The 18,898-nt window shown below is 61.0% G+C and carries 18 protein-coding genes; 8 read left to right on the top strand and 10 right to left on the bottom strand.

Features of this window, described 5'->3' with window-relative positions; genetic code table 11:
- The 3 genes from AC1D1M_RS25710 to AC1D1M_RS25720 all read left to right on the top strand — a co-directional run.
- Positions 1-665, top strand: a 665-nt coding sequence (locus AC1D1M_RS25710) for an ABC transporter permease (RefSeq protein ID WP_477777803.1), incomplete at its 5' end; no start/stop codon positions are given.
- A complete protein-coding gene (locus AC1D1M_RS25715) occupies positions 655-1,728 on the top strand; it encodes a lipocalin-like domain-containing protein (protein ID WP_477777804.1) in 1,074 nt (357 codons plus the stop codon). The genes AC1D1M_RS25710 and AC1D1M_RS25715, both read left to right, overlap by 11 nt.
- Positions 1,729-1,860: 132 nt before the next feature.
- Positions 1,861-2,439 (top strand): hypothetical protein, encoded by a 579-nt coding sequence (locus tag AC1D1M_RS25720; RefSeq protein ID WP_477777805.1) that lies wholly within the window; start codon positions 1,861-1,863, stop codon positions 2,437-2,439.
- A gap of 351 nt (positions 2,440-2,790) precedes the next feature.
- Here AC1D1M_RS25720 and hglS read toward each other — a convergent pair whose 3' ends face one another.
- The 3 genes from hglS to AC1D1M_RS25735 all read right to left on the bottom strand — a co-directional run bounded on the left by hglS (position 2,791) and on the right by AC1D1M_RS25735 (position 7,007).
- Entirely contained in the window at positions 2,791-4,197 is a 1,407-nt protein-coding gene (hglS, locus tag AC1D1M_RS25725; protein ID WP_477777806.1) for a 2-oxoadipate dioxygenase/decarboxylase HglS, read from the bottom strand.
- Positions 4,198-4,573: 376 nt separating this feature from the next.
- Positions 4,574-5,530, bottom strand: a complete 957-nt coding sequence (locus tag AC1D1M_RS25730; RefSeq protein WP_477777807.1) for an alpha/beta fold hydrolase — start codon at positions 5,528-5,530, stop codon at positions 4,574-4,576.
- 22 nt (positions 5,531-5,552) lie between these two features.
- Positions 5,553-7,007 carry a flavin-containing monooxygenase gene (locus tag AC1D1M_RS25735; RefSeq protein WP_477777808.1) on the bottom strand — a complete coding sequence of 485 codons (1,455 nt, stop codon included), beginning with the start codon at positions 7,005-7,007 and terminating at the stop codon, positions 5,553-5,555.
- Between the two features lie 198 nt (positions 7,008-7,205).
- On the opposite strand from AC1D1M_RS25735, the gene AC1D1M_RS25740 reads away from it, so the two are divergent.
- Positions 7,206-8,279: a diguanylate cyclase gene (locus AC1D1M_RS25740; RefSeq protein ID WP_477777809.1), complete on the top strand. Its 1,074-nt coding sequence runs from the start codon at positions 7,206-7,208 to the stop codon at positions 8,277-8,279.
- 80 nt (positions 8,280-8,359) lie between these two features.
- Here AC1D1M_RS25740 and AC1D1M_RS25745 read toward each other — a convergent pair whose 3' ends face one another.
- The 3 genes from AC1D1M_RS25745 to AC1D1M_RS25755 form a co-directional block, all read right to left on the bottom strand.
- On the bottom strand, positions 8,360-9,229 hold the full coding sequence (locus tag AC1D1M_RS25745; RefSeq protein ID WP_150725242.1) for an isocitrate lyase/PEP mutase family protein: 870 nt from the start codon (positions 9,227-9,229) through the stop codon (positions 8,360-8,362).
- A 142-nt stretch (positions 9,230-9,371) separates the two neighbouring features.
- Entirely contained in the window at positions 9,372-10,406 is a 1,035-nt protein-coding gene (gene astA / locus AC1D1M_RS25750; RefSeq protein WP_477777810.1) for an arginine N-succinyltransferase, read from the bottom strand.
- A gap of 52 nt (positions 10,407-10,458) precedes the next feature.
- Positions 10,459-11,475, bottom strand: a complete 1,017-nt coding sequence (locus AC1D1M_RS25755) for an arginine N-succinyltransferase (protein ID WP_477777811.1) — start codon at positions 11,473-11,475, stop codon at positions 10,459-10,461.
- A gap of 564 nt (positions 11,476-12,039) precedes the next feature.
- Here AC1D1M_RS25755 and AC1D1M_RS25760 point away from each other — a divergent pair.
- The 4 genes from AC1D1M_RS25760 to AC1D1M_RS25775 all read left to right on the top strand — a co-directional run bounded on the left by AC1D1M_RS25760 (position 12,040) and on the right by AC1D1M_RS25775 (position 14,732).
- On the top strand, positions 12,040-12,612 hold the full coding sequence (locus tag AC1D1M_RS25760) for a histidine phosphatase family protein (RefSeq protein ID WP_477777812.1): 573 nt from the start codon (positions 12,040-12,042) through the stop codon (positions 12,610-12,612).
- A complete protein-coding gene (gene cobF, locus AC1D1M_RS25765; RefSeq protein ID WP_477777813.1) occupies positions 12,612-13,367 on the top strand; it encodes a precorrin-6A synthase (deacetylating) in 756 nt (251 codons plus the stop codon). The genes AC1D1M_RS25760 and cobF overlap by 1 nt, the downstream gene beginning before the upstream one ends.
- A 46-nt stretch (positions 13,368-13,413) precedes the next feature.
- Positions 13,414-13,539 (top strand): hypothetical protein, encoded by a 126-nt coding sequence (locus tag AC1D1M_RS25770; protein WP_477777814.1) that lies wholly within the window; start codon positions 13,414-13,416, stop codon positions 13,537-13,539.
- A 125-nt stretch (positions 13,540-13,664) separates the two neighbouring features.
- Complete coding sequence (locus AC1D1M_RS25775; RefSeq protein WP_477777815.1) at positions 13,665-14,732, top strand: GGDEF domain-containing protein; 1,068 nt, start codon at positions 13,665-13,667, stop codon at positions 14,730-14,732.
- On the opposite strand, the gene AC1D1M_RS25780 is transcribed toward AC1D1M_RS25775, so the two are convergent.
- From AC1D1M_RS25780 to AC1D1M_RS25795, 4 genes are all read right to left on the bottom strand, one after another.
- A complete protein-coding gene (locus AC1D1M_RS25780; RefSeq protein WP_477777816.1) occupies positions 14,729-15,088 on the bottom strand; it encodes a cupin domain-containing protein in 360 nt (119 codons plus the stop codon). The genes AC1D1M_RS25775 and AC1D1M_RS25780 overlap by 4 nt on opposite strands.
- Positions 15,089-15,101: 13 nt before the next feature.
- Positions 15,102-16,499, bottom strand: a complete 1,398-nt coding sequence (locus AC1D1M_RS25785) for an NAD(P)/FAD-dependent oxidoreductase (RefSeq protein WP_477777817.1) — start codon at positions 16,497-16,499, stop codon at positions 15,102-15,104.
- Positions 16,500-16,569: 70 nt separating this feature from the next.
- Positions 16,570-17,853: a nucleotide disphospho-sugar-binding domain-containing protein gene (locus tag AC1D1M_RS25790; protein ID WP_477777818.1), complete on the bottom strand. Its 1,284-nt coding sequence runs from the start codon at positions 17,851-17,853 to the stop codon at positions 16,570-16,572.
- A 100-nt stretch (positions 17,854-17,953) separates the two neighbouring features.
- Positions 17,954-18,886 carry a GntR family transcriptional regulator gene (locus AC1D1M_RS25795; protein ID WP_477777819.1) on the bottom strand — a complete coding sequence of 311 codons (933 nt, stop codon included), beginning with the start codon at positions 18,884-18,886 and terminating at the stop codon, positions 17,954-17,956.
- Positions 18,887-18,898: the final 12 nt, after the last annotated feature.

Below are 18,898 nucleotides of genomic sequence, written 5' to 3' on the forward strand. Positions count from 1 at the left end.
GCCCCTGGTCGCCGCGGATCGTCGGGATCTACGCCGACTACGGCAATCCCAAGGGCCACATTCTGGTCAATATCAATCACCTGCTGCGCGGCTGGCCGCAACTGACACCGAGCCGCTTCAACCTGCGCATCGAGCCGGCGTCGATCCCGGCGTTCGTCACGGCATTGCAGACGCGGTTTACTCTGGACGACAGCCGCATCGTCGATCAGGCGCGGCTCAAGGGCTGGTCCACGCAAGTGTTCGAGCGCACTTTCGCCGCCACCGCCGCGCTCAATAGCCTTACGCTGTGCGTGGCAGGGGTGGCGCTGTTCATCAGTCTGTTGACCCAAAGCCAGAGCCGTCTCGGGCAACTGGCGCCGCTGTGGGCGCTGGGCGTGACACGTCGACATTTGATGTTGCTCAACCTCGGGCAAACCTGGTTGCTGGCTCTGTTGACCCTGGTGTTGGCATTGCCGCTGGGCATCGCCCTGGCGTGGTGCCTGGACACGGTGATCAACGTGCAGGCTTTTGGCTGGCGTCTGCCGTTGCGGGTGTTTCCATGGCAACTGTTGCAATTGATGGGGCTGGCGCTGGTGGCGACGTTATTGGCTTCGGCCTGGCCGTTGTACCGTTTGTACCGCACGCAACCGGCGGACCTGCTGCGGACGTTCGCCCATGAAGATTAAGGTCGGCGTATTGCTCCTGGCGCTGCTGTCGAGCGGTTGCGATCAACCGGCGCCGGTAGAAAAGGGTTTTGCCGGGCTGGGCAACCAGGCCGCTGCGTTCACCCCTGTGGTGCCCGGGCGGGCGTTCAGGTTCCCGACGGATCACGGTCCGCACGACGGCTTTCGCATCGAATGGTGGTACGTCACGGCCAACCTGAAGGACGATCAGGGGCATGAATTCGGCGCGCAGTGGACGTTGTTCCGCAGCGCCTTGAAAGCCATCCCCGAAGTGGCGGGATGGCAGAATCAGACGATCTGGCTCGGCCACGCGGCGGTGACGTCGGCGACGGCGCATCACGCGGCCGAACGTTATGCCCGTGGCGGCGTCGGTCAGGCCGGTGTCAGCGTTGCGCCGTTCAATGCGTGGATCGACGACTGGCAGTTGCGCAGTCAGGCGACCGCCGACGACCCGTTGGCCGACCTGCTGCTCAGCGCCCGCGCCCCGCGTTTCAGCTATCGGTTGCGATTGACCTCGACAGGTCCGCTGGTGCTTCAGGGGGACCAGGGATTCAGCCAAAAATCCGAGCAGGGTCAGGCCTCTTATTACTACAGCCAGCCGTTTTTCCAGGCCAGCGGCACGCTGGACATCGACGGCCAAACCTTTCAGGTCAGTGGCCCGGCCTGGCTTGACCGCGAATGGAGCAGCCAGCCCCTGACGGCCAACCAGAGCGGTTGGGACTGGTTCTCCCTGCACCTGGACAGCGGCGAGCAGGTGATGCTGTATCGCATGCGGCAAAAAAACGGCGAGCCTTACCTCACCGGCACCTGGATCGACGCCCGGGGCCAGACACAATTGCTGCACGCCAGCGACATCAGCCTCACGCCGCAAGACACCGCCCGCGTGGCAGGACGCGAGATGCCCGTTCGCTGGTCGATCAAGATCCCCGCCAGACATCTCGATATCGCCATCACCGCGCTCAATCCCCAAGCCTGGATGGACTTGCGCATTCCGTACTGGGAAGGCCCGGTGCGCCTCAGTGGCAGTCATGGCGGGGAAGGCTATCTGGAAATGACCGGGTACTAGGCGCTTGTGCAAGGAAAATCACCGCCCCGGCGCGACCACTCGCAGAACAGCGTCTATGCTCACTCGCACACATGGCGTTGAGCCTGGTTTCAACGCCGTCTGTTGCCATCTATCACAGGGAATGTTCTGCCTATGAAACGCCATGCACTGACCAAAGCCATCACCCTCGCTACCTTGCTGTCTGCCGCCAGTTTTGGCGCGGTTGCCGCCGATATTCCGTTGTCCGAAGTTGTGGTGGTCGATCAGGTCACCACCAAAGTCGTTTCGGTAGATACCGCGAACCATTCCGTGGTCCTTAAAGGCCCGCAGGGTAATGAGTTCCCTGTGCAACTGACCGAAAAGGCGAAAAACCTCAAAAACCTCAAGGCCGGCGATACGGTCGATATCAGGGTCACCAGCGCCGTTGCCGCCTACCTCGACACCGATGTCGACAAAGGCCTGCCCGGCACCGCCGAAGCCACCGGTGAAGTGCGCGCTGCACCAGGTAGCGCCAACCCCGGCGGCGAAGCTTACCGTCAGGTGAAAGTGCAGCTGAAAATCACCCACATTGACCTGAAGAAAAACCAGGTGACCTTCGAAAACCCGGAAGGCCAGTCCAAGACGGTCGACGTGAAACGACCTGAGGTCCAGGCCAAACTCAAGGACTTGAAAGTCGGGCAAAGCGTGAACGTGGTTTATACCGATGTATTGACGGTGACCAGCAAGCACTGATATCGAGTAATGGCTCTATACGGGCTGATTATTTTTGTGCAAGTTTTGTATAGGAATAATCAGCTCATAATGGTCGAGCTGGTGAGTTTGAGCTGCCGTGTTGCATAGTATTTAAATCGACATCCTGTTAAACATTGTGTCGATAAATTTCATCTTTGCGGCACGGACATATTAATTCGCTTCTACTAAAATACTTTCCGTTCGCCCAGTGTCAGGGCTCTTTACCAGTGCATGGATTGCCGAGGCCATTGCACTGGGCGAACACTTTTTTTGCTGTATTGAAAGTTTCGGATATAAAAAACGGGCGACCTACAGGTCGCCCGTTTTTTTTATTGAGTGGTGAGAAGTCGTTCAGTCATGTTTTTTATTGACTTGAACAACATCGGCCAACGCCGCGAAACACTGTTCGATCGAACGCCGCTGGCTGTCGGCATACAGCTCCAGTTCATCGATCGTCGGCCGCCCCAAGGCTTTTTCGAAGGTTTGCTGGTTGGAGTGCACGCCGTAACGGGTTTGCGCCGCGTCCCCCAGGTTCGACTGGAAAATCCCCGCCGCGCTGACCGGCAGGAAGTCTTCGTACACCAGCGGTTCAACCCGCAGGCAACCGCTGCTGAGCAGGTCTTCCAGGGCGGAGTTTGTCAGGTCACCCGCCGCCAGGCCTTTTTCCGTCACGAAGTAGCGGAAGTAAGCCAGGCCCTGTTGGCGCATGCCTTCCCAGGTGTCAGGGAATTCGTTGAAGTGCTGCGCCATGAGCACGTTGTAACGCGCGGCGTTGGCTTCGTTGGGGAAGTCCTTGAGTTCGTCCCGGGCGGCATTGAGCAAGCGGTCGTAAAGGGCGCGGCCTTTGGGCGTGAGGGCGGCACCGCGCTGTTCGATCTCGCCGAAACGGGCACTGTGGCTGCCGCGAGCCTCGTTTTGATCGGTGAAAGCAATCGGCTCGTCCAGGGCCTTGAAGCTGGTCTGGCGCAGCAGGATCGGACACTGGCGGCGGGGCGGGCCTTCGATCACCGCTTTGGGGGTGATGCCGTGGGCCGGCATTTGCGACTGGACGATGTCGATGTCCAGGGTCCGCGGTGTCAGGTGGTTGATGTGCGGGCCCTTGAACGCCACCACGTCGGCGATCAGACGATGCTGGGCGCTGAGTTGTTGATACTGCTCGGCAGTGACGGTGGCGCTGTGGTGCCAGCGAAACGTTTCCAGTGCCTGTTCGACGAACGCCAGGGCTTCATGCTCGGTCAGGCCTCCCTGGGATTCGGCACGTTCGATGAGCGTGAGGGCCATGGGGGTGAAGATCGAGCGCTGGTCAAGCATCGACTGGGCGAATGCTCGCAGTTCCAGGTCTTCGATCAGTTCCAGGCGCAACAGCGAGGTGAACACCCGGAACGGGCTGACCTGCAACGACGCTTCATGCACCGCGCGAAAAGCCGTGGAATGCACCGGCACGCCGGCCGGTGTCAGGTCGTAGTAACCCACCGGTTGCATGCCCATCACCGCGAACAGGCGGGCGAGGGTCGCCAGCTCAGCGGCCGTACCGACGCGGATCGCCCCATGACGCTCCAGGTCCAGGCGCTCGATTTCGCCGGTGCTCGTGAGCTGCTGCAGGATTTGCGCATCGCTGTCCAGCACGTGACGATTAGTCTGTTCCACCAGTTCCATCAACGCGCCGTACAACGGCACTTCCTCGCGATACATGTCGGACATCGCTTTGGAGAAGCGTTGGCGGATCAGGTCAGGGCTGACGAAGTTCGGGTGGTTCATGAACAGGATTCCTGGCGCGGTGACGTAAAGGATGGACGAAAGATCGCAGCCTTCAGTGACGCCGACAAACGAAGTTTCTGACGAACTTCATTCTGCAAAGGACTGCGAGGGGGCGTTCTCAATTAGTTTCCCCACCGCGTTGTCGCCTTAAAGCTGGCCAGGCAAGGCGTAGGCCGCTGGGAATGGTTGTTCCCTTTCCAAGGCCTGCAACGCAGCCTGGCCAGCTTTAAGGCACAACCCGAAGGGCCGGGCCTGCTGTTGTGCAGGGCTGTGTTGCTCGAAGCTGATTTGGAATGACCAAACTGCGCTTCTCGCGCCTTGCCCTGCACAACAGCAGACCCGGCGCGGTAGGGAAACTAATTGAGAACGCCCCCCCCTAGTGCAGTCGTTGATCCTGCGGGCTCTCCGAGCGCAGCGATGCCAAAAACTCGCGATACAGCCGCGCCGAGCCGGTGGGGGCTTCCACCATGGGCATGTGCCCGACGGCGTCCCAGATATGCACGCGCAGGTCGGCGATGCCCTTGCTCCAGACCGCCACGCTGCTGACATCGATCAGCCGGTCCTTGCGCCCCCACAGCAACAGGGCCGGGGCGGTGATGTCGGGCAGGTGCGGTTCCATCGGCGGACTGGCGCGAAATTCGCGGAAGATTTCCTCCAGCTCATCGCGGGACTGTTCATAGCGCTGGGCGACGGCATCGAGAACCAGCTTCGGTACCCAGGGAGGCGAAGCCATGGTCATGGCGTAGAAACGCTGGAATTCTTCCCGCGAGTGAATCAGAAACGGGTTGTGGCCCTTGGCCAAATGCCGCTCGAGGTCACTGGGCTCGGGCGCGGTGACACCCGCCGGGTCGATCAGCGCCACCGACACAATGCGCTCCGGGTAAGTAGCCGCGAGCCATGCGGCCATGTAGCCGCCCATGGAATTGCCGATGACATGGACTTTCTCCACCCCGCACACGTCCAGCAGCTGGATCATGCGCTTGGCCTGCAGGGGGATGTCATAGCCGCCACCCGCCTTGAAGCCGGTTTCGCCATGGCCGGCGATGTCCGGGATGATCACCCGATGGCTGCCGACAAAGTGCCGGGCGAAACGCAGCCAGAGGTTCTTGTCGGCGCTGAAGCCATGGAGCATCAGCACATTGCTGGTGGCCTCGTACGGCCCGCCTTGCCAGGTCGAGACGGTCATCTCGGGGATGGGCACGACGATTTTGTGCAGCCGGTACAGCTTGGCCTCGGCCGCCATGTTCAAGTCATAGAGCCAGTAGCCGATGGCCGGGTAGGTCAGCCAGCTCCAGGCGACGAACACTGCGAGAACGACGAACAACAAAAGCATCACGCGTCTCCCTTGTATCTGCTCAGGACAAAATGTGATCGGCGGGCTTCAGCGTTCGGGTCAAGCGATGAAAGCTGAAACTGAACCCCGGAAACATGGCAATCACATGACCGCTCTTGCTTTGATACCAACTGTGGCAACCACCGGACTTCCACACGGTGCGTTCCATTTCCCGGTGGATCATTTCAGTGTAGGTACGTTCCGCCTCATGGCGAACTTCGATGCTGCGTAAACCTTGATCCTTCAAGGTGCGAATGCAATCGAGGATGTAATTCATCTGGGATTCGATGATGAACAGCGCCGAGGTGTGGCCGATGCCGGTGTTCGGCCCGGTGACGATAAACAGGTTGGGGAAGTCCGGCAGGGCGGTGCCGAGGTAGGCCCGCGGGTATTGCGCCCAGACCTCCTTGAGACAGGTGCCGTTTTTTCCCGTTACCGGGTAGGAAATCACCCCGTCGGTGGCATCGTAGCCGGTGGACCAGACGATCAGGTCCACGTCGATGTGTTGGCCATCGAGGGTAACGATGCCGGTTTCGTCGATGGACGCGATGCCTTGCTCGCGGCTGTGCAGAGTCACGTTGCGGCGGGCCAGGGCCGGGTACAGCGTGCTGGACAGAATCACCCGTTTGCAGCCGATGGTGTAGTCCGGCGTCAGTTTGCGCCGCAGTTCGGCGTCCGGCACCTGGCGTTTGAGGAAGTGCAGGGCCTGGCGCTGAACCATGTGCACGGCCGGCTTCGAATACTTGAAGCCAAACACCCGGGTTTCGAATTGCCAGTAGATACCCCAGCGCAGCAACTTGTAGGCGGGTTTGAGGCCCAGTAGCCAGCGCTGGAAGCGGCCAAACCTGCGATCAGCCCGGGGCAATACCCAGTGGGGCGTGCGCTGGAACACATGCAAGTGCCCGACGTCCGGGGCAATGGCCGGAATGACCTGGGCCGCACTGGCGCCGCTGCCGACGATGGCCACGCGTTTTTGCCGGTAGTCGTAGCTGTGATCCCAGTTGTTGGTGTGAAAAGTCTTGCCCTGAAAGCGTTCCTGTCCGTTGAAGTGCGGAACCACCGGTTGACTCAGCGGCCCGGTCGCGTTGATCAGGAACTGCGCGCAAAACGTGCCTTTGCCGGCGGTGTAAACCGTCCAGCGCTTGTTGGCGTCGTCCCATTCGACGCGCTCGACATTCGCGTTCAGTTCCACCTTGTCCCGCAGGCCGAAGTGTTCCACAACATGGCGGGTGTAGCGGTGCAGTTCGGCCTGTTCGGCGAACATTTGCGTCCAGCGATACGGGGCGAAAGACAAGGAGTACAGCGGCGATGGCACATCGACTGCCGCGCCGGGGTAGGTGTTCTGGCACCAGGTGCCACCGAAGAAATCCCGTCGTTCCAGCAGGCGAAAATCGTCGATGCCGGCCTTGAGCAAATTGATTGCGGCACATTGTCCGCCAAACCCGCTGCCGATGATCAATACTTGAAAGGTCTGCATGGGCCTCCTCTTATGGTCATTGATCAACCCTTCTTTCATGTATAGCCGTTTCTGGAGACGAGGCTTTTGCTTTTATGCGAGCGTGATGTCGCGATATTCAGTCCGTCAGTCGGTGATGGCTATTTGATCTCGCCCTGATAGACTCCAGCGCATAGGCTCAGGCTGTTATCGCATTCCGTCGAGTGGTACAGAGGCCTTATGGCAAAAACGGGAGGAAAGGGGGTTTCATTGGCCAGGAGGCTCTACACATCGCGAATCCTGGGGGTGGCCCTGGGATTGGTGTGTGTGAGCGCGGCGATGTATCCACTCGATCCGGCGCCCTGGGTCTGGGGATTCATGTGGTTCAATGGCCTGATCTGGCCGCACCTGGCTTACCAATGGGCACGCCGGGCCAGGACGCCCTATCATGCCGAACACCGCAATCTGCTGATCGATGCCTTTCTCGGCGGCTTCTGGATTGCCGCCATGCAATTCAATCCACTGCCCAGCGCGACCACCATCTCCATGATGGCCATGCACAACGTGGCCATCGGCGGCTTGCGCTTCCTGCTGGCCGGGACGGCCGCACAAGTGCTGGGCCTCTGTGTTGGCCTGCAGATTTTCACCCCGGCGTTCATTCCTGCTACCAGCCCGGTACAGCTCTATGCCTGTTTGCCGTTGTTGTGCCTGTATCCGCTGGCGCTGGGCTGGATCTGCTTCCGCCAGACCCATACCCTCGGCCGTCAGAAGCGTGAACTGCTGGCACTGAGCCGCACCGACAGCCTGACGGGCCTGCTCAACCATGGCACCTGGAAGGACCAGCTGGAGGTCGAGTTCCAGCGTTGCAAACGCCAGCAAAAAGGCGGGGCGATTGCGCTGATCGACATCGACCATTTCAAAGTCATCAACGACACCTACGGCCATGTTGCTGGCGACATCGTCCTGCGTCAGTTGAGCAAAATGCTCAGGCAGAACCTGCGAGTGACCGATGTGGCCGGGCGCTACGGCGGTGACGAGTTCTGCGTGATCCTTCCGGACCTGCCCCTGAACCGCGCCATCGCCGTCATGGATGCCCTGCGCGTTCGCTTCGCCACCTTGGGGTACGAGCAGAATCCGGCGCTGAAAGTCAGCCTGAGCATTGGCCTGGCGTCATTCAATCCGGCCCACGGCGAAGCGACGTTTTGGCTCAACGACGCCGATCATGCGCTATACGAAGCCAAGACCACCGGGCGTAATCGTGTGATCTGTTGCGGGAACGGGAAACCCCATCACGAACTGCTCGACTCGGTGTGACCGTCCATCGCAAAACCTGTGGGAGCGAGCTTGCTCGCGATGGCGTCGTGTCAATTCACACTGTCAACGGCATTAAACCGTCATTCCTTCACGCTCATGAACTCTTCCGCGTAGCGGATGTATTCCTCGGGTTGCGTGTAGGTGTGAGTCAGCTCGGTCGCGCTCAGGTCCGACGTCTGGGTGAGGATCTGGCGTTGCTCGCGCAGGCTGTCGTAGGTCGCCTTGATCGCGGCGAAGTAAGCGCCATGGCCGTCGATGGTCACGCGCACACCCAGTTCGGCCAGACGCTTGTCATCGCGTAGCAGCGGGTTGCCGTAGGTCACCAGCATCAACGGCACGCTCAGGTGCTCGGCGATTTGCTCCAGATGGTCGAAGTCCTTTACGCCCACCATGCAGATCCCGTCAGCTCCGGCGCTTTGGTATTGGCGGGTGCGGCTGATGATTTCCTGCACCGGCAGAATCCCGGCGTGGGTGCGGGCGATGATCGCCATTTCCGTATCGCAGCGGGCTTCCAGTGCCGCGCGGATCTTGCCGACACCTTCGGCGACCGTGATCAGGTCGGTGGATTTGCGGCCAAACTGCGCAGGCAGCAGGGTGTCTTCGATGGTCAGCGCAGCGACGCCGGCACGTTCGAGTTCGACGATGGTGCGCATGACGTTGAGCGCGTTGCCGTAGCCGTGGTCGGCGTCGGCAATCACCGGCAACTGGGCGACACGGCCGATGCGGGTGGCCTGTTCTGCGAATTCGCTGAGGGTGATCAGGGCAAAGTCAGGGGCGCCCAGCACTTGCAACGAGGCGACCGAACCACCAAGGATCCCGACTTCGAAGCCCAGGTCGGCGGCGATGCGGGCCGACATCGGGTCGAAAACCGAGGCTGTGTGGTAGCAGGTGTCGGAGGCGAACAATTGGCGAAAATTGCGGCGCAAATCTTGATGGGAAAGCCTGGACATATGAGTTCCACCAATGGAATGGAAGGGCTTGAGCAAAAGTGTCAACGCCGAAGAAATAAAAGGCTATCACGCGCGCAGGGGGAGAATGATGACGAATTTGCTGGGTAAGGCCGATTGACGTCGCAACGATGGAACTGATAAGTCACGCCGCCTCGGCCTGCTGCCGTTGGTCAAGCAGCGGCACGGCGCGCACCGAGTCACCGGGTTGCAGCTGCAAGCGCTTGGCGGTCAGACGATCGACCACCAGGCTGTTGCCCATCTGTCGGGCCGGTGCGCAGGTAATGCGACAGTTTTCCAGACGGCGGTTGTGGATCAGCCAGAGGGGCGCTTTATCGTCCGGCGAACCGATGGCCAGTGACAGTGGTTGGCTGTCGCGCACGGTGCGGATCGCGCAAACCTGGGCTTCAAGGACCGGTCCGCCGTCGAAGATATCGATGTAGCCCTTGTGGGCAAACCCTTCGGCGTTGAGGATTTTCAGGGCCGGCTCGGTATTCGGGTGGGCCTTGCCGATCACCGCCTGGGCCTGTTCGGTAAGCAGGCAGGTGTACAGCGGCTGGCGCGGCATCAGTTCGGCGATGAATGATTTGCTGCCCAGCCCGGACAAGTGATCGGCATGGCTGAAATCCATCTTGAAAAAGTGCCGGCCGAGACTGTCCCAGAACGGCGAGCCGCCTCGTTCGTCGGTACTGCCGCGTAATTCGGCGATGAGCCGGTTGCCGAACAGCTGCGTAAATTCGGCCACAAACAACAAACGCCCGAGCGAAAGCAAACGGCCGTTGCTTCCCTGGCGCTGATCGGGGCGCAGGTACAGCGAGCAGACTTCCGATTGCCCGGTCAGTTCATTGCTCAGGAACAGGGTCGGGATCTGGCGCTGGATACCCAGGTCCGGTGCAGTACTGACCGTCAGTCCGACCCGGTAGTTGTACCAGGGCTCGCGCAGACCGACGCCACCCGTCAGGGCGCTGACGCCCACCACTTGCTGCTCGTCGTCCTCGAGCACGAACAGATAATCGGCATCGGCCCGATCTACCTGTCCGGCGAAAGTGCGTTGCGCCCAGCGGACCCGGTGGGCCAGGCGTTCTTCGTCGGCCGGCAGGCTGGTGAGCCCGGGGCTGGCCTGGCGCACCAGCGTGAACAGGGCGGGCAGGTCGGTGATCTGGACCGGACGGACAATCATGCGGCTGTTCCTTGTTCGCGAGTGCTCGGGCGGTGACGTCGCTGGCGGGTATTCACAGGGCGATCAGCCTGATCGGACTGCCCTCGGTCACCTTCAGCGCCTCGCACATGGTGGCGTCCAGCGTCACGGGCTGCCCGGGGATGTAATCAAGATCGGCGACGATGGCCCGGTAATCCTTCAAGGACTCGTTGCTCACCAGAAAGCTGCCACGGGCATCGATCACCGGGCCAGGCTGCGTTACTCCGCACTGGCTGTGGGCGATGGAGCGAATGCCCGACGTGCGCGCATACAGGGTCGGGCCTCCATCGAACAGATCGATGTAGCTGTTGGTTTCGAAGCCTTCACGTTCAAGGATGTCGAAGGCTTCCTGGCCGTCGGGGTGGATGCTGCCGATGCAGTCCTGTGCCGCCTGGGGCAGCATGGGCACGTAAATCGGATACTGCGGCATCAGTTCGGCGAGAAAGGTGCGGCTCTGCAGGCCGCAAAGCCGTTCGGCCTCGACGTAGGGCAAGTCGAAGAAATGCTTGCCCACGGCATCCCAAAAAGGCGAGTGGCCTTCATCACTGCTGTAGCCGACGATTTCGGTGATCACCGTTTCGGAAAAACGCCGGGCGTGGGCGGCGATGAACAACAGGCGCGCCCGCGACAGCAATTCGGAATGCGCGCTGCGCACCCGCGCGGCATCGATATGGAAGCCCCGCAGCAAGGTGTGGCCACTGAGGTCGTGACACAACGACAAGGCCGGTACACCGTGCTCGATGTTCAGCTCCCTCGAGGTACTGGTGAAGTGCCGGTTGCGCAAGCTGTAGAACGGCTCGTTGAACCCCGCCGTGGCGAGGATTTCCGAGCAGCCGACCAGACGCTGCGTCGTCAGGTCTTCGAGTACAAAGAAGTAGTTTTCCGGGCCATGACCCGCGACGTCCTTCTCGAACGACGCACAGGAATCGAGGATTTTTCCGTGTAACCGATCGCTATCGTCGGGCAGGGATGTAACGCCGACGAGGCTTTCACGAGCCAGCCTCTGCAACTGGGGCAGGTCGGCTAACTCGACTGGACGCAAGACCAGCATGGAGACACTCCTGTATCAAACGATTCGGCGGATTGAGCCGAACCTGACTATCACTGTCGGTTTTTCCACACATTAAATGGGTGGTCGTCTGAACGTTGTCAGGCGCCACTCTTTTTCTTGTCAGATGTTTCTTGGGATGGACCGCATTAAACAAGGAATGGGCGATTGCGCCGGATGCGATGCCTGGCCAGGCGCGTTGATCGGGTGTTCGAGAAAGGGCATCCAGGCTCCTGCTGGATGAGCGTGGTACGTGTTTTAACAGTCCGTTGAAAGGAGTATTTAATTATCGCGCGCTGCCTGTCTAGTTAATTTTCGCGTGGTTTGTCCGTGTCCGAAAAAGGGGCGAAATGCCTGTGCCAAGGGGCTACGCCGATGTCGTAAAGTCTTGTAGGTGATTGCCTTTATTACGGTCAGCCATTACAGAAAATCTGCCAGGAAATGACTGAAGGAATCCGTTTCAAACAGGAAAATTAAACACCCCCCGGGTCTGCTTTCTTGCGGCACAATTGCGCAATGGCGGTCACCTGACGCCGTCGTTCCTTTCCATTCATAGAGTGATTGCTGGTGCAGGCGACCCGTTTAACCCTGATTTGTCACGCTCGAACCGTCGCACAGAAATTGGCGCGTTTTCCTCTGGACGAACCTCTGGAGATGGATTGGCAAGCGCTCAGGCTTTCCCGTTGCAATCAGTTCAAGGGCGCTGCGCGTCTTGTCTGCGGCCCGGAATTGCGCACCCGGCAAACCGCTGAACTGTTCGGCAGTGCGCCGGAGATTGTTGACGCGCTGAAGGACTGCGATTTCGGGCGCTGGGGCGGTGAACGCATCGGCAATCTGCAAAAAACCGATCCCGAAGCACTCCAGCATTGGCTGGGGGATCCGGCTTCGGCACCCCACGGTGGTGAGTCGCTGGTTCAACTGGGCGAGCGAGTGGGCGCGTGGATGACAACGTTGCAGTCGACGTCGGGGCACATCGTTGCCATTACCCATCCCTTTGTCATCCGCGCCGCACTGCAGCAGGTGTTGCAAGGCGCGTCGTCCAGCCTGATCGACGTCGAACCCCTGTCGGCGGTCGAGTTGAGGTTCCATGGTCGCTGGCGGCTGCGCTTGCCGGGCACCGACCCCGAGGACCTGTTGTGATGAAAAAACTCCTGGTCATCGGCATCGGTGCCGGCAATCCCGACTACATCACGATGCAAGCGGTGAAGGCGCTGAATCAGGTCGACGTTTTTTTTCTCATGGACAAGGGCGAGAGCAAAAACAAACTCATCGATTTGCGGCGCGAAATCTGCGAACGCTACATCACCGACCGCGATTACCGTTTTGTCGAAGCCCACAGCCCGGAGCGCGAGCGCGGTGAGGTGGATTACAAGACCAGTGTCGACGACTTGAACCTGGCCAGGCAGCAGACCTTCGAACGGCTGATCAACGAGGAAATGTCCGACGGCCAGTGTGGTGGTTTTCTGGTGTGGGGCGACCCTGCGTTGTACGACAGCACCATCCGTATCCTTCAGGCGATCCAGGCTTCAGGTGCCTGCGCGTTCGAGTTCGAGGTCATCCCCGGCATTACCAGCGTCCAGGCGTTGGCGGCACAGCACAAGGTGACGCTCAACCAGATAGGCCGCTCGGTTGAAATCACCACAGGCCGGCGTTTGGCGGCGGGGCAGGTGAGCGATGCCGACAGTCTGGTGGTGATGCTCGATGCTCAGGATGCTTACCGTCAGGTGGTGGATCAGGACACCGAGATTTACTGGGGCGCCTATTTGGGGACGCCGGATGAAATCCTGATCAGCGGCAAGCTCAAGGATGTGGCGGATGAAATCGAACGGGTGCGCAAGGCCGCGCGGTTGGCCAATGGCTGGATCATGGATACTTATTTATTGCGTAAGCCTTGAACTCTGAGGCGATCAGGCTGACGTCACCGGCGCAGCTCGGCTGCAGTTGATTCACCTGGACCTGGTCTGGGGCATTGTCGCGATCATCGTCGGCCACCTGGTCGGCGGCGTGCTGATGGCGCTGCACTCGGCGCAAGGCCCGCAGGCCGGGTTGATGCCAACCGGCGGTTGATCGGGTATTTGGAACAGATGTACCAGATTGAGCGGTTGTGAGCGCCAGGGATGGCCGTTTTTCGGGCGTATGGTTATGCTCAGCGCGTTTGCCAATCGCCAAATAAAAACAACCACAGTGAAACCATGAGCCAATCAGACACGCGTGCGACTGTTCTAGCGCTGTATCCAGAAGACTCCCGCGAGGCGGCGGCGTTGCTCAAGCAGGCAGTGCCGTTGATGGTTCGTCACAACATTCCCCCCAACCCGGTGCACTACGCGCTCTGGTACACCTACAGCAAAGGCCAGGAGCCGGAACTCAATCGGCAGCTGGACCGGGTGGTCAACGATTTCGACTGTTTCCCGCCGGAGTCGGCCGCCAAACTGTTTCGCGAGTACATCATCCGCGACGAACTGGCGGACGCCCGCTCCGGGCAGCAGGAAGCGATCAACCTGGTCGACGACATGGAGCGCGATGTTTCGCGCAGCGTGAAAGGCAACCAGAACTTCCAGGCCAGCCTCGGCCAATACCTGCAAATGCTCGAAGAGCCGGCCAGCGAGTGCTTGCCGAGCATCCTGATCCAGCTGCAACAGAGCACCCGGTTGATGCAGGGGCAGCAAGAGCATTTCCTCGCCCAGTTGCAGTCCGCGCAGCATGAAATCAAAAGCCTGCGCGACAAGCTTGAGCGCGCCCAATTGGCCGCGACCCTCGATGGCCTGACCGAATTGCTCAACCGCACCACCTTCAACCGCAAGCTCGAGCAGGCGATGAACAACGCGGCGACCGGTGTGGCATTGGTGATGCTGGATATCGACCACTTCAAACAATTCAACGACCAGTACGGCCATCCCTTGGGTGACCGCGTGCTTCAGCATGTCGCCCAGGTGTTGCGAGACTCGCTGCCGGCCGAGGCCATTGCCGCGCGTTACGGTGGTGAAGAATTCTGTGTCGTACTCAAGGATTGCCCGGGTCTGGCGTCTGCCGGCGCTTTTGCCGAGCGCCTGCGCCTGAAAATCCAGTCGCTGCGGGTCAAGGCCCGGGGCACCGACACGGTGCTGGACACCATCACCGCGTCGTTCGGCGTGGCCCATGCACAACCCGACGACACACCGGAAAGCCTGTTGACCCGCGCCGACGACGCGCTGTACCAGGCCAAGCGCAATGGGCGTAATCAGGTACGTCAGCAGCCTGACGTAGCGGTCGAGGCCCGTTAACCGAGGATGAAATAGACCTTGCGCACCGTGGTGAGATTTTCCCAGGTGCCGTTGAATCCACTGGTGACCACGAAGGAGTCGCCGGGGCCGAACGTGCGCGCGACGCCCTCGGCATCGGTCAGGCGTACGCTGCCTTCGAGGATGTGACACAGCTCATCGTAATCGCACTGGCAACGCTCCCGGTGCGGTCCCGCCTCCCAGATGCCGGCCACGGCGTTTTTCTCAGGCGCCACAAAGTGCCGCCAACTCTTGCTGCGATAAGGCGCGTCGACCACGGCAGGGTCGTTGATTTCAGTTTCACGGGGGGCAAGTTCGCTGGCGAAGTCGATGACGTGCCGGGGCAGGGCTGTGGACATGGTGGTCTCCGGATCAGGAATCGAAGCCGATGCCAAAGGCATCGAAAGTCTTGAGCAGCAGGTCGCGGTGACCGTCGCGGTCTTCGCGCGCCAGTGAGCGTTGGGCCAGTTTCACGCCGACATACCGCAACGGTTCGGGCGGAAAGCGGAAGGGCGCCTTGGAGGTCATCAGCAGTTCAGTGCGTTCAGTGCGCTCGCCGGCCAGCAGGTCGAGCATGTTCAGCGCGGCAAAGCGGCTGGCGGACACCCCCTGCCCGGTGAAGCCCAAGGCATAGGCGACGCGGCCCTGTTGCTCGCAACCGGTGAACATCGTGGTGCGCGCGGAGGTGTCGATGATGCCGCCCCAGGCATGGCTGAAGCGCACATCGCCCAGGGCCGGGAAAGTTTGGTGAAACTGCTCGGCCAGGCGCTGGAAGCTTTGCGGGCGCTGGGTCAGGGCTTCGTCGCGGCGTCCACCGAAATGGTAGATGGCATCAAAGCCGGCCCAGAGAATGCGGTTGTCGGCGGTCTTGCGCAGGTAGTGGAACTGGTTGCCGGCGTCGGCGATGCCGTAGCGCCCGGTCCAGCCGATGGCTTGCAGCTGCGCATCGCTCAAGGGTTCGCTGACCAGGCTGTAGTCGTAGACCGGGATCACGCTCGATGCCAGATGGCCGAGCAGCGGCGGGGCGATGTTGGTGGCGAGGGCGATTTGCCCGGCGATCACTTCGCCGCTTTCTGTACGCAGGCGCAAGTTGTCTTTGTCCGCATCCAGTTGCAGGACCGGGCTGTTTTCGAACAGTTGAATGCCTTGTTCAAGGCAAATGCGGCGCAGTTCAGCGGCCATTTTCGCCGGGTTGAGCAGGGCGTAATTGGGTTCGAACAGGCCGGCCGCATACGCCGGTGAATCAAGCTTCTGTGCCAGGTCGCTGCCTTCCAGCCACTGGCAGTCGATGCCGAACCGCGCATAGTTGCGCTGCATTGAGCGCAGCCCGTCGATTTGCCACGGCTGGCTGGCGACGTTGAGTTTGCCCTGGCGTTCGAACTCGACGTGCATGCCAAAGCGTTGCAGGTCGGCGGCCAGTTCATCGAGGTTCTGCCGGCCCAGGCGGATCAGTTGCTCTGCTTCATCCGGCCAGCGCTTGAGTGCGTTGGACACTCCGTGGGAAATGCTGGGTGCGCAGAAGCCGCCATTGCGTCCACTGGCCTCACCGCCGCAGCGTCGCGCCTCGATGATCGCGATGCCCAGCCCGGGGTTGCGCTGGTGCGCCAGTAACGCCGTCCACAATCCGGTAAAGCCACCACCGACCACCGCCAGGTCGCAATGTACCGTGCCGGTGACGGAAGTTGCGGCGGGCGGTGGGGTGACGGTGTCCTGCCAAAAGGGATGGGGCAGGACGTGGTCGAGGGAATCGAGACGCGGTGGGGCATTCATGCTGAAACTCCGGCGGTGTGTCGGGCAGCGACGATTGCGTTCGGTTGCCCGACGGTTTTTGTTGTTATGGCTAGAGGTCTGGAAGCGCCATGATCGCGCGAGCGGCAATCTCGGTGCCGCGGGTCGCCTGCATGCGCTCGCTGAACGTTTTGAGGCGTTGTTTCATCGATTGGTCGGCCAGCAGTTGTTCGAGGGCGGCGGGCAGGGCGGCCAGGGGATCGGCGAAGCGCGGCAGGTAGCGGCCGACACCGACTTCCTCGGCCCGGGCGGCGTTGTCGTGGCCGTCCCAGCAATAGGGGATGATCAGCGACGGCAGCCCGAAGTACAGCGCTTCGCAGAAGCTGTTGTTGCCGCCGTGGTGGATGAACACATCGCATTCCTTGAGCACCGCCGGCTGGGCAAACCAGCTGTCGAGGTACACGTTGTCCGGCACGGTGGTGTACATGTCGCGGTAGGCACCGACGTTGACCAGGAAACGGTACGGCAAGGTTTCGATGGTGCTGATCAGGCGCTTCATCATCCCGGTGTCGGCGGCGCCGAGGCTGCCGAAGCTGAGGTAGATCAGTGGCGCGTCGTTGTGCCGTGGGAAGTCCGGGACGATGTACGGCGCTTCGCGGCGCACGCAGCCATTGAGGTAGACGTAGCGTTGCGGGTCGAGCGGTTGCTGGCGTTCATAGCGCACTGGCGTCGGCGACAGCAGCAGGTTCAGCCATGGCGAGTCAGTGAGGAACTGTCCGGGTGGGCAAGGCGCAGTACCGTTGCTCAGGAGAAATTGCGAAAAGCGTTCATGGGCCGGTGCGACGGCTTTGAGGTACTGCTCGGTGTAACGCTCGCAGGCCTGGGTGTCGCTGGCCAGGCATCCGGACAGGTACGGTGGAACGGCCACATCCGGCAGTTCGGTTTCGGCGCAGGACACCATCCGCACCCAGGGGCAACCGGCGTTGGCGATGGCCGGGAACATCACCACGTTGTCGAGCACGATCACGTCGGGCTTGAGGCGGCCGAGCAACTGCTGCAAGGGTTTTTCCGCTTCGATCGCGGTGTCGATGATGGCTTCCCAGGCCGGCGCCACGTAGCTGTCGATCTGCGCCAGCGGGGTCTGGTCGAAGTAGGGAATGCTGCGCTCGATGAAGCGCTCCCAGTAGTGCTGGTGTTCCGCCGCCGACAATGGACTCGCTTGCGGAATCGGGTATTCGTCGAAACCGTACTCGGCGAACAGCCCCTGGAAATGCTCATGGCAGATGAACACCGGATTCGCGCCCAGCTCACGCAGCGACTGAGCGATACCAATGCAGTTCAAGGCCGCGCCGAAACTGGCTTCCGGAAACAGGGCGATCAGTTTTTGTTTTTGCATGGCGAGGGACTGTCCATGGCGGGTCAGACCCGCCGCTCCTGAAGGTGTTTTTGATGCTGTCTTATTTTCAAAAAAAAATCATCATGTTTTTACGGGCCGATTAGCGACGCCCGAACAGATGACTTTGCGGGATGCCACGGTTGGCGGTTTGCGGGCGTTGCGCGGCGCTCAGGCGCAGGTGCAGGCGCAGCAGGTCGGCGGCGATCTCCATCTGTCCGCGTTCGATGTGCGCGATGATTTGCAGGTGTTCGCGCAGCGCTTCCTGCAGGCGGTGCACGCTGACCGATGGCAGCAGGTTCGGCAGGCGGCGCAGGCTCTGGTGCTGGAGCAGGGCGTCGCTGATGAAGCGGTTGCCGCAGCTTTGGGCCAGCAGTTCGTGGAAGCTGATGTCCAGTTCGCGAAACTGTTGGATATCGAAGTCTTCCACGGGGCGGGCGAGCAGGCTTTGCGTGGCGCTGCGCAACAGCGCAAGGCGTTGCGGGTCGGCGTTGAAGCTCGGGCTGAGCAGGGCTTCGGGCTCAAGGATCAGGCGGAATTTCAGGCTTTCTTCAAGGGCTGCGAGGCTGTTCAGTGAAGGGCGAAACAGCCAGGACTGGCCGGGGCCGCGCTCAATGGCCTGGTTTTCGCTCAATTGCTGCAGGGCCTTTTGTGCCGCCGGCCGGCCGATGTCGTAGCGGCGCATCAGTTCGCTGATGCTGATGCTGTCGCCCAGGCGCCCGGCCATGCGGTCGCGCAGCACTGAGGCGGCCAGTTCTTCTTCTTCGGCTTGCGGCAGGGCGGCGTTGAATGCCTGGCCTGCCGGCGAGGCCAGCAATCGGTAACCCTTGCCGGCTTCGTGGCTCAGCAGGTTTTCTTCCAGCAGCACTTTCAGCGCGCCGCGAATCAGCGTGCGCGAGACCTGGAAGGTCCGGGCCAGGGCCTGCTCGGCCACCGGGTCGCCGGCCACCAGGCCGCTTTCCTGAGTGTGGTCGAGGATGCGCCGGGCCAGTTCCAGGTGATTGGTGCGCGGTTTTTTTTCGGCTGTCGTGCTCAAGCGTCTTTTCTC

The sequence above is a fragment of the Pseudomonas sp. P1_F7 genome (genome assembly GCF_056405655.1).

Excerpts from the sequence above, each read along its gene's own strand:
- astA (WP_477777810.1), bottom strand. The coding sequence starts at position 10,406 with ATGATTGTCCGTCCGGTCCAGATCACCGACCTGCCCGCCCTGTTCACG.
- cobF (WP_477777813.1), top strand. The coding sequence starts at position 12,612 with ATGAAAAAACTCCTGGTCATCGGCATCGGTGCCGGCAATCCCGACTAC.
- AC1D1M_RS25790 (WP_477777818.1), bottom strand. The coding sequence starts at position 17,853 with ATGCAAAAACAAAAACTGATCGCCCTGTTTCCGGAAGCCAGTTTCGGC.
- AC1D1M_RS25775 (WP_477777815.1), top strand. The coding sequence starts at position 13,665 with ATGAGCCAATCAGACACGCGTGCGACTGTTCTAGCGCTGTATCCAGAA.
- AC1D1M_RS25715 (WP_477777804.1), top strand. The coding sequence starts at position 655 with ATGAAGATTAAGGTCGGCGTATTGCTCCTGGCGCTGCTGTCGAGCGGT.
- AC1D1M_RS25785 (WP_477777817.1), bottom strand. The coding sequence starts at position 16,499 with ATGAATGCCCCACCGCGTCTCGATTCCCTCGACCACGTCCTGCCCCAT.
- AC1D1M_RS25730 (WP_477777807.1), bottom strand. The coding sequence starts at position 5,530 with ATGCTTTTGTTGTTCGTCGTTCTCGCAGTGTTCGTCGCCTGGAGCTGG.
- AC1D1M_RS25755 (WP_477777811.1), bottom strand. The coding sequence starts at position 11,475 with ATGCTGGTCTTGCGTCCAGTCGAGTTAGCCGACCTGCCCCAGTTGCAG.
- AC1D1M_RS25745 (WP_150725242.1), bottom strand. The coding sequence starts at position 9,229 with ATGTCCAGGCTTTCCCATCAAGATTTGCGCCGCAATTTTCGCCAATTG.
- hglS (WP_477777806.1), bottom strand. The coding sequence starts at position 4,197 with ATGAACCACCCGAACTTCGTCAGCCCTGACCTGATCCGCCAACGCTTC.
- AC1D1M_RS25735 (WP_477777808.1), bottom strand. The coding sequence starts at position 7,007 with ATGCAGACCTTTCAAGTATTGATCATCGGCAGCGGGTTTGGCGGACAA.
- AC1D1M_RS25780 (WP_477777816.1), bottom strand. The coding sequence starts at position 15,088 with ATGTCCACAGCCCTGCCCCGGCACGTCATCGACTTCGCCAGCGAACTT.
- AC1D1M_RS25740 (WP_477777809.1), top strand. The coding sequence starts at position 7,206 with ATGGCAAAAACGGGAGGAAAGGGGGTTTCATTGGCCAGGAGGCTCTAC.
- AC1D1M_RS25720 (WP_477777805.1), top strand. The coding sequence starts at position 1,861 with ATGAAACGCCATGCACTGACCAAAGCCATCACCCTCGCTACCTTGCTG.